15 protein-coding genes are annotated in these 13,494 nt (G+C 72.2%); 7 read left to right on the forward strand and 8 right to left on the reverse strand.

All coding sequences use genetic code 11. The features are described 5' to 3' along the window. The 4 genes from ABDZ92_RS13870 to ABDZ92_RS13885 all read right to left on the reverse strand — a co-directional run. The coding region (locus ABDZ92_RS13870) for an AAA family ATPase (RefSeq protein ID WP_343763480.1) at positions 1-1,408 on the reverse strand (1,408 nt) is incomplete at its 3' end. Between the two features lie 27 nt (positions 1,409-1,435). After that, a complete protein-coding gene (locus tag ABDZ92_RS13875) occupies positions 1,436-2,167 on the reverse strand; it encodes a thioredoxin domain-containing protein (RefSeq protein WP_125960226.1) in 732 nt (243 codons plus the stop codon). A gap of 29 nt (positions 2,168-2,196) precedes the next feature. Continuing rightward, entirely contained in the window at positions 2,197-2,880 is a 684-nt protein-coding gene (locus ABDZ92_RS13880) for a DsbA family protein (protein WP_125960225.1), read from the reverse strand. Then, on the reverse strand, positions 2,880-3,437 hold the full coding sequence (locus ABDZ92_RS13885; protein ID WP_125960224.1) for a DUF721 domain-containing protein: 558 nt from the start codon (positions 3,435-3,437) through the stop codon (positions 2,880-2,882). Before ABDZ92_RS13885 ends, ABDZ92_RS13880 begins: the two co-directional genes overlap by 1 nt. Positions 3,438-3,465: 28 nt before the next feature. On the opposite strand from ABDZ92_RS13885, the gene ABDZ92_RS13890 reads away from it, so the two are divergent. Genes ABDZ92_RS13890 through nudC form a run of 3 tightly spaced genes read left to right on the forward strand, consistent with a single transcriptional unit; the run spans position 3,466 to position 6,667 of the window. Then, positions 3,466-4,509 carry an A/G-specific adenine glycosylase gene (locus ABDZ92_RS13890; protein ID WP_125960223.1) on the forward strand — a complete coding sequence of 348 codons (1,044 nt, stop codon included), beginning with the start codon at positions 3,466-3,468 and terminating at the stop codon, positions 4,507-4,509. After that, positions 4,506-5,801, forward strand: coding sequence for a serine hydrolase domain-containing protein (locus ABDZ92_RS13895; protein ID WP_125960222.1), 1,296 nt, complete (start codon positions 4,506-4,508; stop codon positions 5,799-5,801). The genes ABDZ92_RS13890 and ABDZ92_RS13895 overlap by 4 nt, the downstream gene beginning before the upstream one ends. After that, on the forward strand, positions 5,798-6,667 hold the full coding sequence (nudC, locus tag ABDZ92_RS13900) for an NAD(+) diphosphatase (protein ID WP_125960221.1): 870 nt from the start codon (positions 5,798-5,800) through the stop codon (positions 6,665-6,667). Before ABDZ92_RS13895 ends, nudC begins: the two co-directional genes overlap by 4 nt. 4 nt (positions 6,668-6,671) lie before the next feature. Here the strand turns inward: nudC and ABDZ92_RS13905 are convergent, their stop codons facing one another. Continuing rightward, positions 6,672-7,562, reverse strand: coding sequence for a prephenate dehydratase (locus ABDZ92_RS13905; protein ID WP_125960220.1), 891 nt, complete (start codon positions 7,560-7,562; stop codon positions 6,672-6,674). A gap of 114 nt (positions 7,563-7,676) precedes the next feature. On the opposite strand from ABDZ92_RS13905, the gene ABDZ92_RS13910 reads away from it, so the two are divergent. Beyond that, positions 7,677-8,348 carry a c-type cytochrome gene (locus tag ABDZ92_RS13910; RefSeq protein WP_125960219.1) on the forward strand — a complete coding sequence of 224 codons (672 nt, stop codon included), beginning with the start codon at positions 7,677-7,679 and terminating at the stop codon, positions 8,346-8,348. Between the two features lie 30 nt (positions 8,349-8,378). Here ABDZ92_RS13910 and ABDZ92_RS13915 read toward each other — a convergent pair whose 3' ends face one another. From ABDZ92_RS13915 to tsaD, 3 genes are read right to left on the reverse strand one after another with little or no spacing between them, the layout of a single operon-like run. Continuing rightward, positions 8,379-8,801: a VOC family protein gene (locus tag ABDZ92_RS13915; protein WP_206432167.1), complete on the reverse strand. Its 423-nt coding sequence runs from the start codon at positions 8,799-8,801 to the stop codon at positions 8,379-8,381. Positions 8,802-8,805: 4 nt separating this feature from the next. Then, entirely contained in the window at positions 8,806-9,786 is a 981-nt protein-coding gene (locus ABDZ92_RS13920) for an NAD(P)H-dependent glycerol-3-phosphate dehydrogenase (RefSeq protein ID WP_125960218.1), read from the reverse strand. Beyond that, positions 9,783-10,823 carry a tRNA (adenosine(37)-N6)-threonylcarbamoyltransferase complex transferase subunit TsaD gene (gene tsaD, locus ABDZ92_RS13925; protein WP_125960217.1) on the reverse strand — a complete coding sequence of 347 codons (1,041 nt, stop codon included), beginning with the start codon at positions 10,821-10,823 and terminating at the stop codon, positions 9,783-9,785. The genes ABDZ92_RS13920 and tsaD overlap by 4 nt, the downstream gene beginning before the upstream one ends. Before the next feature lie 81 nt (positions 10,824-10,904). Between tsaD and hemC the strand changes: the two genes are divergently transcribed. The 3 genes from hemC to ABDZ92_RS13940 are packed head-to-tail and all read left to right on the forward strand — an operon-like array spanning position 10,905 to position 13,493. Further along, positions 10,905-11,831 (forward strand): hydroxymethylbilane synthase, encoded by a 927-nt coding sequence (gene hemC / locus ABDZ92_RS13930; protein WP_125960216.1) that lies wholly within the window; start codon positions 10,905-10,907, stop codon positions 11,829-11,831. After that, entirely contained in the window at positions 11,828-12,502 is a 675-nt protein-coding gene (locus ABDZ92_RS13935) for a uroporphyrinogen-III synthase (protein ID WP_125960215.1), read from the forward strand. The genes hemC and ABDZ92_RS13935 overlap by 4 nt, the downstream gene beginning before the upstream one ends. A 31-nt stretch (positions 12,503-12,533) precedes the next feature. Next, on the forward strand, positions 12,534-13,493 hold the full coding sequence (locus ABDZ92_RS13940) for a hypothetical protein (protein WP_241211796.1): 960 nt from the start codon (positions 12,534-12,536) through the stop codon (positions 13,491-13,493). Position 13,494 lies beyond the last annotated feature (1 nt).

Below are 13,494 nucleotides of genomic sequence, written 5' to 3' on the forward strand. Positions count from 1 at the left end.
CCGCCTCGCGCCGCGTCCCCTGCGCCCGCTCCTCGGCATCCGCCGCCGCCAGCGCCGCCCGCGCCTGCTCGATCGCGCCCAGCGCCGCGACGCGGGCCGCGACGGCCGCCGCACGTGCGGCATGAAGCGGCGCCGCATCGGCTAGCGCCGCGAGCTCGGCCGCGATCCGCCGCTCATCCCGAGTTGCCCGCTCCAGCCGCGCCTGCGCAGCCTGCAGTGCCGCGCGTGCGACGCGCACGTCTGCAAGCTCGCTCGCCTGCCGCGCCAGCGCCTGGGCAAGCGCCACCTCGGCATCGCGGCTCGCCTGCTCGGCCGCCGCCAGGGCCGCGGCCAGCTCCGGCAGCGCCGCGTCGGCCGCCGCCGCCTCGGCCTCCAGGGCCTTGCTCTCGGCCGAAAGCCGCGCCAGCGCCTCGGCCGCATCGCTCGCCAGCGCGCCCTCGCGCCCGCGATCCTCGGCGATGCGCCCAATCGCCGCTTCCAGTTCGCGCAACCGCCGTTCGGCAGCCCCGCGTTGCGCCACCAGCGCCTCACGTCGGTGCGTCGCCTCGGACAGCGCGTCGCGCGCCGCCTGGGCGGTGCCGCGATGGGTGCCGAGCGCCGCCACCGCTGCCACCTGCGCCGCTTCCGCCGCCGCCTGTTCGGCCGTGCGGCTCGCCACCAGCGCGTCCGCCTCCTTGGCTTCGGCCCGCGCCGCATCCGCCGCCGCTGCCGCATCGCGCCAGCGCGCAAAGATCAGCCGCGCCTCGGCGACCCGGATCCGCCCCGACAGCTCGCGATAACGTTCCGCCTGCCGCGCCTGCCGTCGCAGCTGCGCGATCCGCCCATCCTGGTCGGCGAGCACCTCCGCCAGCCGGGCCAGATTGGCCTCGGTCGCGCGCAGCCGGTTCTCGGCATCCCGCCTGCGGACATGCAGCCCGGCGATCCCCGCCGCCTCCTCCAGCATCGCCCGCCGCTCGGCCGGCTTGGCGGAGATGACGGCGCTGATCCGGTTCTGGCTGACGAGTGCGGGCGAATGCGCACCGGTCGCGGCGTCGGCGAACAGCAGCGCCACGTCCTTGGCGCGCACGTCGCGGCCGTTGATGCGATAGGCGGAGCCGGCACCGCGCTCGATCCGGCGCACCACCTCCACTTCCTCCGCGTCCGGCCCGACTTCGTCGGCCAGGATCGACACTTCGGCGAAGTCCCGCGGCGGGCGCGTCGCGGTGCCGGCGAAGATCACGTCCTCCATCGCCGCGCCGCGCATCGACCGGGCGCTATTCTCGCCCATGGTCCAGCGCAGTGCTTCGAGGAGGTTCGATTTCCCGCAGCCATTGGGGCCGACCACGCCGGTCAGCCCCGCTTCGATCACCAGGTCGGACGCGTCGACGAAGCTTTTGAAGCCGGACAGGCGCAGCCGCCGGATCCGCATCGCCGCACGCGCCCGGTCAGAAGGCGATCAGGCGCCGGCGTCGCGCAGCGCCGCCTCGACCTGCGTCCAGTTCACCGCGTCCAGCTTGTTGTCGTTCAGGAAGAAGCTGGGCGTGCCCGTCACCTTGTCGGCGGCTTCCTCGGTGATCTTGACGAGCGCCTCCAGCCCCTTCTGGTCGGCCAGGCACTGGCGCGCCTTTGCCTCGGGAATGCCGCGCTGCTTGACGAAGTCGATGTAGCCCAGCTGCTGCGCCCAAAGCGAAACCGCCTGGGCCGGCGGCATCTGCTGCACCTGCGCCTGGAAGCTTTCCGGCAGCGACTGGAGCTTGTCCAGCACCGCATTCTGGTTGGCGTACATCTGGTCCAGGATCGGGAAGAACGGCCCCGTCCCGCCGCAGCGGCCGAGCAGCCCGGCGGCAAGATCCGGTGCGCCGTGGACCGCGAAATCGCGGAACTCGTAGGAGACCTTGCCGCTCGCGACATAGGTATCCGCCAGCGCCGGCACCGAATCGCGGCCGAACTGGCCGCAGGTCGGGCAGGTGCGCGATCCATATTCGACCAGCTTGATCGCCGCGTCCGGGTTGCCCATGCGATAGCCGCCCTCCGGCGTCACCGACACCGTCTCGGCCCAGTTCGTGCCGGCCGGTGCCGCCACCGCCGCCACCTTCTGCGCGGGCGCGCCGCTGTTGCCGGAGCCCGCGTCCCCACCACCGCAACCGACGAGCAGGAGAAGGGGCAGCAGGGGAAGAGCGATACGCATGATATTGGCTCCGTGAAGAGAAAGGGGGTTCAGCGCTGCAGCGCCTGGCGCAGCGGGGGCTCGACCTCGGCCCAGCTGTTCGCGGCCAGCAGGTTGCCGTCGATCTCGAAGCTCGGCGTGCCCTCGATCCGGCCCTGGACCTTCTCGGTCGCAGCGACGAGTTCCTGGCGCGCGGCCGGGTCGACCAGGCAGCGGTCCGCCTGCTGGGCGGTGAGCCCGCTGCGCGTCATCAGCGCGGTCAGCCCCGAACCCGCGGCGATGCGCCGCAGCCGTGCCTCGAGCGTCGTCGCGCCCTTGAACGAATCGGGCTTGGCCTGGAACGCCATCGCCTTGTCGAGCAGCGCCTTCTGGTTGGCAAAGATCAGCGCGTGCTGACGCGCGAACCGCGCCGTCCCGCCGCAGCGGGCGAGCAGCGCGCTCGCAAGGTCCAGCGGATCGCGCACGAAGTTGCGGATCTCCACCCGGACCTGGCCGTTGCGGACCAGCCCGTCATGGAGCGGCGCCTTGGATTCCTCGACGAAATGGCCGCAGTGCGGACAGGTGTAGCTGACATATTCGACCAGCGTGACGCGCGCCTTGGGGTTTCCGATCTGGAAACCGCCGCTTGCTGCCTTCACCGTCACCGTGCGCCAGTCGCGTGCCGGCTGCGCCTCCGCGCCGCCCATCATCACCAGCCCCGCGAGCACACCCGCGAGCACCCCCAGCAACCGCATCAACGAACCTTTCCCAGAACCGGAATCGAAAGCGGCGTCGGCGGCGCGGCGACGCCGGCCGCCAGTGCCGAAAGCACCGCCTTCAACTCCGGGTCGGCGATGGTGCGCAGGCTCTCGCCCAGCTCGGCGGGCACATGCGTCGGCGTCGGGCGCGGCGGCGCGACCCGCTGCGCGCGGCGAACGTCGCCCTGCCGGAATGCGATGCGGCCGACCGCAGCATAGCCGAAGAAGCGGTTCACCCGCTCGACGATCTCGGGGCCGATGTGCTGCATCATGGTCACGTGCGCGCCGTGCACCACCAGGGTCAGCACCCCGTCGGTGCGCTGCCCCTGCGGGAAGCGGATCGATTCGGGTGCCGAGACGCGTGCGTAGCGCTCGCCGACGATCTCGGGCCAGCGGCTCACGACCGCGCTCTGGATGAAGCCGAACTTGCGGAACGCCGCCCGGCCGATGTCCGGCAACAGGTCCGCCACCGCGCGCGCATAGCCGTGGCGCTTCGGCTCCTCCTTGGGAGGCCGGACCTTGGTGGCGGTTGGGGCTTTAGGGGGCGTCGTCATCGCGGCTTCCCCATGCCATAGGCGCGGCGTGCCCGCCAACCTTTCTGCAATCGCTCCCGCCCTGCTCGACTGGTACGACGCCAATGCGCGCAGCCTGCCGTGGCGCGCGCCGCCCGGCACCCCTGCCCCCGATCCGTACCGGGTGTGGCTGTCGGAGGTGATGCTCCAGCAGACCCAGGTCGCGACCGTCCGCCCATACTTCGAAAAATTCGTCGCGCGCTGGCCTGACTTCGCGAGCCTCGCCGCCGCCGAAGATGCCGAGCTGATGGCCGCCTGGGCAGGGCTCGGCTACTATGCCCGTGCCCGCAACCTGCTCGCCTGCGCCCGTGCCGTGGCGAACGACCACGGCAGCGTGCTGCCGGACACCGAGGAGGGCCTGCGCGCCCTCCCCGGGCTCGGCGCCTATACCGCCGCCGCCATCGCCGCGATCGCCTTCGGTCGCCGCGCGGTGGTGGTCGACGCCAATGTCGAGCGGGTGGTCGCGCGGCTGTTCGCGCTGTCGCAGCCGCTCCCCGCCGGCCGTCCGGCGATCCGCGTCGCAACCGGTTCGATCACGCCGGACGCGCGTGCCGGCGATTTCGCCCAGGCGATGATGGACCTCGGCTCGGGCATCTGCACCCCGCGCACGCCGCGTTGCCTGCTCTGCCCCTTGCGCACCCAGTGCGACGCCTTTGCCACCGGCGATCCGGAAGCCTTTCCGCTCAAGGCGCCCAAGCGCGAGAAGCCGCACCGCCACGGCACGATCTTCTGGCTCGAACGCGACGACCAGGTGCTGCTCGTCCGCCGCCCGTCCAAGGGCCTGCTCGGCGGCATGCGCGCGCTGCCGACGGGCCCCTGGGCGGAGACGCCCCCCGGCCTGGCCGAGGCGCCGTTCGAGGCCGAGTGGCAGACGATGGGCGCCGTCGCCCACGGCTTCACCCATTTCCGCCTGAGCTGCACGGTTGCGGCGGCCACGCTGCCGGCCCACATGGCCGTGCCGGATGGCGAATGGTGGCCGATCGACTCGCTCGACGAAGCGGGCATGCCGACGGTGTTCGTCCGCGCACAGCGGCTGATGGAGGGATTGCGATGACGGCACGGACGTGGATGGCAGGCATCGCGGCGCTGGCACTGGTCGCCCCGCCGATCGCAACCGCGCAGGTCGCCTCCACCCGCCAGCCCTCCGCCCCAGCACTCCCGAGCGTCGAAGCGGTCGCCGACCGCTATGTCGCCGCCGGCCGGGCGCCCGGCATCGCCGTCGCGATCGGCGGTCCGGGTGAAACCCGCTTCGTCGCCAGGGGAAGGCTTTCGGACGGCGGCGCCGCCGTCACTCCCGATTCACTGTGGCGCGTCTATTCGATGACCAAGCCGATCACGGCGATGGCGGCGATGATGCTGATCGAGGACGGCAAGATGCGGCTCGACCAGCCGGTGTCGGATTTCCTTCCCGCCTTCGCCAAGATGCGGGTGCTCACCGATCCGGAGCGCAGCCTCGCCAGCCGCCCTGCCGCGCGCCCGATCACCATTCGTCACCTGCTCACCCACACGGCGGGTCTGGGCTATTCCATCGTTACCAAGGGGCCGTTGCTGCACGAGTATGAGCGGCTCGGCATCGTCCCCGCCGCGATCAATGCCAAGGTCGAGACCGAGATGCTGCGCGTGCGGCCGAAATCGCTCGCGGAGTTCGCCGACCGTCTCGCCACCCTGCCGCTGATCGCGGATCCGGGCAGCACGTGGAGCTATTCGGTCAGCCTCGACCTGATGGGCCGCGTCATCGAGGTCGCGAGCGGCATGTCGTTCGAACGCTTCCTTGAAACGCGCATGTTCGGCCCGCTCGGCATGACCTCCACCTACTGGCAGGTGCCCGCCGACCAGGCCGGGCGGCTCGCGACCAACTATGTTTTCGTCGGCGACCGCGCGGTGCCGCTCGATCCGGCCGCGACCTCGATCTTCCTGAACGCGCCGAGCTTCCCCTATGGCGGCGCCGGCCTTGTCTCGTCGGCACGCGACTATGATCGCTTCCTCCACATGCTCCAGAACCGCGGCACGTTGGACGGCAAGCGCGTGATGAAGCCGGAGACGGTTGCGCTCGCCATGTCGAACCTGCTCCCGGCCGGCGTCTCCTTCGGCGGCGTCGACGCGAGCACCGGCGGCACCAATGCACCGAAGATGGGCTTCGGGGCCGGCGGCTCGGTGTATCTGGAGGACGTGCCCGGCAGCCTGGGCAAGGGCACCTATGGCTGGGGCGGTGCCGCCGGCACGATCGCCTTCGTCGATCCCGCCCGCCAGCTGCGCGGCACGGTGATGGTCAACTATTTCCCCGCAGATCGCTGGCCGCTGCGTGCCGACCTGACGCGCGCGCTGCTCGCGGACCTCCAGCGATGATCGGCTTCACCGGCGGCACTCTCGACCGCGCCGATCGCGAGCGCGACGATCCGGAGGCGCTCGCCACCGCCCTCGCCGATCCGCGCGCCCGGCTGCTGCGCCTGCGCGCGCTCGAACCGGAAGTGGACGCCGACGGCCGCATGGTCTGGGACGCGCTCGACACGCTTCCCGCCGGCGTAACGCCGCTGTTCCTGGGCTATGACGCGGGCGTCCCCCGGTTCGTCGCCGCCCTCGATGCGGAAGGGTCGCCGGTCAGCCGCTCGCCGAACCTGATGGGGGTGCTCGCCGCCATGCCGGCCGCCGACGCCGCCACCTATGCCGCCGCGCGCAGCCTCGCCGACTGGCACCGCCGCCACCGTTTCTGTGCCAATTGCGGCACTCCGACGGACCTGTTCCGCGCCGGCTGGGCGCGCCGCTGCCCGGCCTGTGCTGCGAAGCATTTCCCGCGCACCGACCCGGTCGTCATCATGCTGGCCGAACATGACGGTCGCGTTCTTCTAGGCCGCCAAGCCTCCTGGGCACCCGGCCGCTATTCGGCACTCGCCGGCTTCGTGGAGGTGGGCGAATCGCTGGAAGAAGCCGTCCGCCGCGAAGTGCTGGAGGAAGCGGGCGTGCCCGTGGGCGCCGTCCGCTACGTCGCCAGCCAGCCCTGGCCCTTCCCCTCGCAGCTGATGCTCGCCTGCGTCGGCGAAGCGCTCGACGATCGCATCACGCTCGACACCCACGAGCTGGAGGATGCCTTCTGGGCGACCCGCGACGAGGTGGCCGGTGCGCTCGCCCGGGCCGAGGGCGCGCGGTTCGACGCCCCGCCGGACTATGCCATTGCCTACAGCCTGCTCGCCCATTGGCTGGACGCGCAGGACTGACCGCTCAGCCGCGCTCGCGGGCGCGGGGATAGCTGCCGAGCAGGCGCACCCATTTGCTGTGATAGCGCAGCTCGTCGAGCGCACGGTCGACGGCGACGTCGCCCGGCTGCCCCTCGATATCGGCGAAGAACTCCGACGCAGTGAAGCTCGCGTCGCGCTGGTAGCTTTCCAGCTTGGTCATGTTGACGCCGTTGGTCGCAAAGCCGCCCAGCGCCTTGAACAGGGCTGCGGGCACGTTCTTCACCTCGAACACCAGGCTGGTCATCGCCGGCCCCTCGATCCGCCCGCCCCGCGCCTCGCGCGCCAGGATCACGAATCGGGTCGTATTGTGCGCAGCATCGGCGATGTCGCTGGCGAGCACGTTGAGGCCGTAGAGCTCGGCCGCGCCCGGCGGCGCCAGCGCGGCAAGGCTCGGGTCGCCGGTTTCCGCCACCAGCGCCGCCGCACCGGCCGTGTCGGCATAGGCGACCGGCGCGATCCCGCGCTCGGCCAGCCAGCGGCGGCACTGGCCCAGCGCCTGCTCGTGGCTGGTCGCCTGCGTCACCTCGTCCAGCCGGCCCAGCCCCATCAGCGTGTGGCGGATCGGCAGGAAATGCTCACCCACGATCACCAGGCCCGATTCGGGCAGCAGGAAATGCATGTCGGCGACACGGCCGTGCAGCGAATTCTCGATCGGGATCACGCCGCAGCCGGCCGTGCCGCTCACCACCGCCTCCACCGCATCGGCGAAGCTGAAGCACGGCAGCGGCAGCCCGTCCGGAAGCGCCTGGTTGGCGGCGACATGGGAGTTCGCGCCCGGTGCGCCCTGATAGGCGACGGCGCGTTCGGGGGCTGCGCGCGCCGCTTCGGTCATGCGCGCGACCAGGGCCCGCGCCGGTGCGGCATAGCTCTGCATGGGGCAGGCGATTAGTTGCGCGATGTCAACGACGCAAGGCCTGCTTGCGACGCAAGGGCAGACCGACGTAAAGCGTAACAATCTTCCCTTGTTTAGCGAGAAATCGGCGGCGGCATGGACAATCGGATGAACACGATCGCTGGCTGGACTTTGGCTGGTCTGGCCGCTGCTTTGGGCCTGACCGTCGCCAGCGGCATGATTTTCGAAGGCGGGCGCCCGGAAAAGATGGGCTATCCGATCGAGGGCGTGGAAGGCAAAGGCGCCGGTGGCGCTTCGGCGGTCCCGTTCGCGACGCTGCTCGCCTCGGCCGATCCGGCCAAGGGCGCCGAGGTGTTCAAGAAGTGCACCGCCTGCCACACCGTCAACCAGGGCGGCGCCAACGGCATCGGCCCGAACCTCTACGGTGTCATCGGCAAGCCGCACGGCCACCTGCCGAACTTCGCCTATTCCGACGCGCTGAAGTCGGTCCCCGGCAACTGGGACTTCGACGCGATGGACGCCTGGCTGACCTCGCCGCGGAAATACGCGCCGGGCACCAAGATGACCTTTGCCGGTCTCGGCAATGCCCAGGATCGCGCGAACGTCGTCGCCTATCTCAATTCCCAGGGCTCGAACCTGCCGCTCCCGGCCGCACCCGCCGCAGGCGAGGCGCCGGCCACCCAGGCGGAGGCCAATGTGGCCGAGGGGGCGCCGACCGCCGACCTCGAGAATGCCGCCACCCCGGCGTCGGGTGCGCCGTCGGTGGATCCGGCTGCCGCCGTCCAAGCTTCGAAGAAGGGCGACTGATCCCGGGCTCCGGCGCCCGGCCGGAGCCGGTCAGTAGTTGGGCCAGAGACCCGGCGTGGCGAGTTCCAGGACGTGCCCGTCGGGGTCCTCGAAATAGAGGCTGCGCCCGCCGCGCGGCCACGCCACTTCGCTGCGCAGCGCCACATCGCGCGCCGCGAGGTGCGCGCGCCACGCATCTTCGCTGCCGGCGGGAATCGCGAACGCCATGTGCACCGGGCCGCTGCCGTCATGGCCCGGGACCACGCCGCCGGCACCCGGCATGTCCTCCGTGGAGGCTCCGGCCAGGAACAGCAGCAGCACGCCCGAGCCGCCGGCATCGAACGCCGTCAGCCGCTCGCCCGTGAGCATCGGCCGCAATCCCAGCACCTCGCGAAAGAAGTCGGCCGCGCGGGCCATGTCGGCGACGTAGAGCGCGGTTTCGAGCAGGCCGGAGATGGGGGGCAGCTCCGGCACCGCGTCAGAAGCCCTCTTCGCGCAGCGGACGCGTCAGCAGCGCCTCGACCACCCGGCCCACGTCCGCCCCGTCCAGCAGCTGGCACACGGCTTCGGTGACCGGCATGTCCACGCCGGCGGCAGCCGCCGCCTGCGCCAGCACCGGCGCGGTATGCGCACCCTCGGCCACGGTGCGGCGATCGGCGAGCAGGTCCTCCGCCGCGCGCCCCTGCCCCAGCCCCACCCCCAGCGAGAAGTTGCGCGAGCTCGTCGACGAACAGGTCAGCACCAGGTCACCCAACCCCGACAGCCCCGACAGCGTCTCCGCCCGTGCGCCGCGCGCCAGGCCGAAGCGCGTCATCTCGGCAAAGCCGCGCGCGATCACCGCCGCCCGCGCATTCTGCCCGAGCCCTGCGCCCTCGACCACGCCGCACGCGATCGCCAGCACGTTCTTGACCGCGCCGCCCACCTCCGCGCCGACCACGTCGGTCGAGACGTAGGGGCGCAGCGTCGGCTGGGCGATGGTCGCCGCCAATTGATGGGCAAGGGCGGCATCCTCGGCCGCCAGCGTCACGGCCGTCGGCAGCCCGGCCGCCACCTCGTGCGCAAAGGTCGGCCCAGACAGCACCGCCACCGGAGATCCATCGACGACCTCGCCCGCCACCTCGTGCAGGAACTTGAGGCTCCCCGCCTCGATGCCCTTGGAGCACAGGATCAGCGGCTGGCCGTGGCGCGGCAGGTCGGCGAGCACCGCGCGCATGTGCTGCGCCGGCGTCACCACCAGCACGGCCGCCGCCTCCGCGGCCCAGGTAATGTCCCCGGTCGCCTCGATGCGCTCGGATAGCGTCCGGCCAGGGAGGAACAGCGGGTTCTCGTGGGTCCCGTTGATCGCCTCGATCACCTCCGGCTCGCGCACCCACAGCCGCACATCGTGGCCGCCGCTCGCCAGCACCTGCGCCAGCGCCGTGCCCCACGCACCGCCGCCAAGAACCCCCAGCACGCTCATGCCTTCACCCCCGCCCCGCGCACGCGTTCCCCCTCCAGATCGAGCGGCCAACGCGCCCGCGCCGGCACGTCGAGCGGATCGGTGAGCCCCGCTTCGAAGCGCTCGGCACCGGCCCAGGCGATCATCGCGGCATTGTCGGTGCACAGCCACAAGGGCGGCGCCACGAAGCGCAGGCCATGCTCGGCCGCCACCTGCTCCAGCGCACCCCGCACCGCGCGATTGGCGGCGACGCCGCCGGCCACCACCAGCGCCGTCGGCGGGGCGATCCGTCCCAGCGCGCGTCGGGTACGATCGACCAGGCAATCGACCACCGCCTGCTGGAACGAGGCAGCGATATCCGGCGTCGCATGGATGCCGGCATCCCGCGCCCGCAGCACGGCGCTCTTCAACCCCGCGAACGAGAAATGCGGCTCGCCCGATCCCACCAGCGGCCGCGGCAGCGGCACCGCACGGGGGTCGCCATCGGCCGCCGCCCGCTCCACCGCCGGCCCCCCGGGAAAGCCCAGCCCCAGCAGCTTGGCCGTCTTGTCGAACGCCTCGCCCGCGGCATCGTCGATCGTGGTCGCCAGCCGGCGATAGGCGCCGACGCCCTCCACCAGCAGCAGCTGGCAATGGCCGCCCGACACCAGCAGCAGCAGATAGGGAAACTGGAGATCCGGATCGGCGAGCCTGGGGCTCAGCGCATGCCCCTCCAGATGATTGACCGCGATCAGCGGCTTGCCCGCCGACAGCGCCAGCGCCTTGCCGGTCACCAGCCCGACCATGACGCCGCCGATCAGCCCCGGTCCCGCCGTCGCCGCGATGGCATCGACGTCGGCCAGCGCCACCCCCGCATCGGCCAGCGCCGCCTCTACCAGCGGCCCCAGCACCTCCACATGCGCGCGCGCGGCAATCTCCGGCACGACCCCGCCGAACGGGGCGTGATGCGCCTCCTGCCCGGCAAGCTTGTGCGACAAAATGGTGCGGTCGCCGCGGACCAGCGCGGCAGCGGTCTCGTCGCAGCTCGATTCGAGCCCGAGGATCAGGGGGGCGGACATGGCCCCGCTTCTATCCGCTCAGAGGTGGCTTGTCGAAGGGGCGGCTTGTCGAAGCGCGGCCGCTTGCCTACGCCAACCTCCATGGACACCGCTCCCCTCTTCCGTCTCGGAACGCGCGGATCGCCGCTGGCGATGGCGCAGGCGCACATGACGCGCGACGCGCTCGCCGCCGCCCATGGCTGGTCGCCGGACCAGATCGCAATCGTCCCGATCCGCACCACCGGCGACCGGGTGCAGGACCGCGCGCTCGCCGAGATCGGCGGCAAGGCGCTGTGGACCAAGGAACTCGACCGCGCCCTGCTGGAAGAGGAGATCGACGCCGCCGTCCATTCGATGAAGGACGTCGAGACGATCCGACCCACCCGCATCGCCATTGCCGCGATGCTGCCCCGCGCCGATGTCCGCGACCGCATCCTCGGCGTCGCCGCCCTCGCGGACCTGCCGCAGGGCGCCGTCGTCGGCACCAGCTCGCCGCGCCGTGCCGCCCAGGTGCTCCGCCATCGCCCCGACGCGAAGATCGTGCTGTTCCGCGGCAACGTCGAGACCCGTCTTGCCAAGCTCGCCGCCGGAGAAGTGGACGCGACGCTGCTCGCCTCGGCCGGACTGGTGCGGCTCGGCCGCGAAGACGTGGGCACCCCGGTGCCGCTCGACGTGATGCTCCCCGCCCCGTCGCAGGGCGCCGTCGGCATCGAGGTGCGGGCCGAGGATGCGCGCGCCCGCGAACTCGTCGGCGCCATCAGCCACGCCGATACCCGCGCGGCGGTGTCGGCCGAGCGCGCGCTGCTGGAGGCGCTCGGCGCCGACTGCCACTCCCCCGTCGCGGCACTCGCCACGATCGAGGGCAACCGCCTGACGCTGCGCGCGGAACTCTATGCGCAGGACGGCAGCGCCCATGTGACCGGATCGACGGAAGGCTCGGTTGGCGACGTCGCGCTGGCACCGGCCCTGGCGCAAGACCTGCTCGCACGCGCCCCCGATAGCGTGCGGCGGCTGTTCGCCGGCGAATGAGCCGCCCCCTCGCGGTGCTGCGCCCCGAACCCGGCGCATCGGCCACCGTCGAGCGGATCACGGCTGCCGGCTACCAGACGCTGCGCACGCCATTGTTTCACGTGGAGCAACGAGGATGGCCGCCGGTTGCCGCCTCGGACCACGACGCGCTCGTCCTGACCAGCGCGAACACGGTTCGGCACGCGGGGCCTCAGCTCGCCAGCCTGGCCATGCTCCCGGTGTGGGCAGTCGGAGAAGCGACCGCCCGGGCTGCCGCAGGCGTCCGCTTGACCGTCATTCGGGTCGGGACGGAGGGGGCCAAGACGCTCCTCGACACCGCCTGGGCGGCCGGCGTCCGTCGCGCCTTGTGGCTGGGCGGCGAGTCCCTCCGCCTCTTGGAGCATCCCGCCGTCTCCCGCATGGTCGCGGTCTATGCCAGCACGCCGCTGGCCCCGTCATTGGACGCCGTTCGCCGCCTCGCCGGCAGCGTCGCTCTGGTCCACTCCCCTCGCGCCGCCGAGCGGCTCCGACACGTCCTTGCCGAAGCCGGAGTGGCCCTCTCCACCCTAAGGCTCGCCGCCATCAGCCCCGCGGCGGCAGAGGCGGCCGGAAACGGCTGGGACGCGCTCGCCGTCGCGTCGGTTCCCACCGATCCGGCGCTGGTTGCGGCTGCAATCCGCCTCGCCGATTGACCGCGCGCACCGCCGCGAGGATAAGGACGCCATGACGATGGAAACGGCGACCTCCGCCACGGGGGCTCCCCGCAAGCCGCGCGGGAACACCATGCTGTGGATCGCGCTCCTCGCCTTTGTGCTCGGACTCGCGGCCATGGCCGGGCTGGTCCACCGCTTCGGCGCCTGGATCGGCCTCGGCCCCGCAGCCACGCCAGCCGTGGTCCAGAGCGCACCGCTGCCTGCCGCCCCGCAGAACCCCCGCCCGCCCGCGCAGCGCCCGGCCGACATCGCCACGCTGTCGCAGCGCGAGCAGGTGCTCGCCGCGCACATCGCCGAGCTCGAGGCGCGGCTCGCCAATGTCGATACCAGCTCGCGCGTTGCCTCCGGCTTCGCGACCCGCGCCGAAGGGCTGCTGGTCGCCTTCGCCGCCCGCCGCGCGCTCGATCGCGGACTGGCGCTCGGCTATGTCGAGGACCAGTTGCGCCAGCGCTTCGCCGCGGCCGAGCCGCAGGCGGTGGCAACCGTTATCGCCGCCGCACGCCAACCGGTGACGCTGGAGGACCTCCGCCTCGCACTCGACACCATCGCCCCCAAGCTGTCGGGCGGCGGACCCAACGAAAGCTGGTGGCAGGGCATCCGCCGCGAACTGTCGCAGCTGATCATCATCCGCCAGGATGCGAGCCCAAGCATGCTGCCCGCGGACCGCCTCGCCCGCGCGCGCCGCCGACTGGACGCCGCCCAGGTCGAAGGCGCGCTGGCGGAAATCGCGCGCATGCCGGGCGCCGCCAATGCGCAGAGCTGGATGGATGCCGCCCGCCGCTACATCGCCGCGCGCCAGGCGCTGAATGCGATCGAGACGGTGGCGATCCAGGGTGGCGGCACCCTGCCCGTGCCGCCGGCGCCGCTTCCGGTCCCGCCCGCCGCCCAGCCGATGGCGGACGAAGCCGCGCCTTCCGCTTCCGATCCCGTCCCGAACGACGAAGCCGGCCTGAGCCAGACCGGCGCCTGAA

Origin of the sequence: Sphingomonas molluscorum, assembly GCF_039522995.1 — a bacterium.
Taxonomy (GTDB): Bacteria; Pseudomonadota; Alphaproteobacteria; order Sphingomonadales; family Sphingomonadaceae; genus Sphingomonas; species Sphingomonas molluscorum.

What these genes read in the sequence shown, in the direction of transcription:
- ABDZ92_RS13905 (WP_125960220.1), bottom strand. Translation starts at nt 7,562, where the DNA reads ATGCAGAGCTATGCCGCACCGGCGCGGGCCCTGGTCGCGCGCATGACC.
- tsaD (WP_125960217.1), bottom strand. Translation starts at nt 10,823, where the DNA reads ATGTCCGCCCCCCTGATCCTCGGGCTCGAATCGAGCTGCGACGAGACC.
- ABDZ92_RS13910 (WP_125960219.1), top strand. Translation starts at nt 7,677, where the DNA reads ATGGACAATCGGATGAACACGATCGCTGGCTGGACTTTGGCTGGTCTG.
- ABDZ92_RS13885 (WP_125960224.1), bottom strand. Translation starts at nt 3,437, where the DNA reads ATGACGACGCCCCCTAAAGCCCCAACCGCCACCAAGGTCCGGCCTCCC.
- ABDZ92_RS13940 (WP_241211796.1), top strand. Translation starts at nt 12,534, where the DNA reads ATGACGATGGAAACGGCGACCTCCGCCACGGGGGCTCCCCGCAAGCCG.
- nudC (WP_125960221.1), top strand. Translation starts at nt 5,798, where the DNA reads ATGATCGGCTTCACCGGCGGCACTCTCGACCGCGCCGATCGCGAGCGC.
- ABDZ92_RS13875 (WP_125960226.1), bottom strand. Translation starts at nt 2,167, where the DNA reads ATGCGTATCGCTCTTCCCCTGCTGCCCCTTCTCCTGCTCGTCGGTTGC.
- ABDZ92_RS13880 (WP_125960225.1), bottom strand. Translation starts at nt 2,880, where the DNA reads ATGCGGTTGCTGGGGGTGCTCGCGGGTGTGCTCGCGGGGCTGGTGATG.
- ABDZ92_RS13935 (WP_125960215.1), top strand. Translation starts at nt 11,828, where the DNA reads ATGAGCCGCCCCCTCGCGGTGCTGCGCCCCGAACCCGGCGCATCGGCC.
- ABDZ92_RS13895 (WP_125960222.1), top strand. Translation starts at nt 4,506, where the DNA reads ATGACGGCACGGACGTGGATGGCAGGCATCGCGGCGCTGGCACTGGTC.
- hemC (WP_125960216.1), top strand. Translation starts at nt 10,905, where the DNA reads ATGGACACCGCTCCCCTCTTCCGTCTCGGAACGCGCGGATCGCCGCTG.
- ABDZ92_RS13920 (WP_125960218.1), bottom strand. Translation starts at nt 9,786, where the DNA reads ATGAGCGTGCTGGGGGTTCTTGGCGGCGGTGCGTGGGGCACGGCGCTG.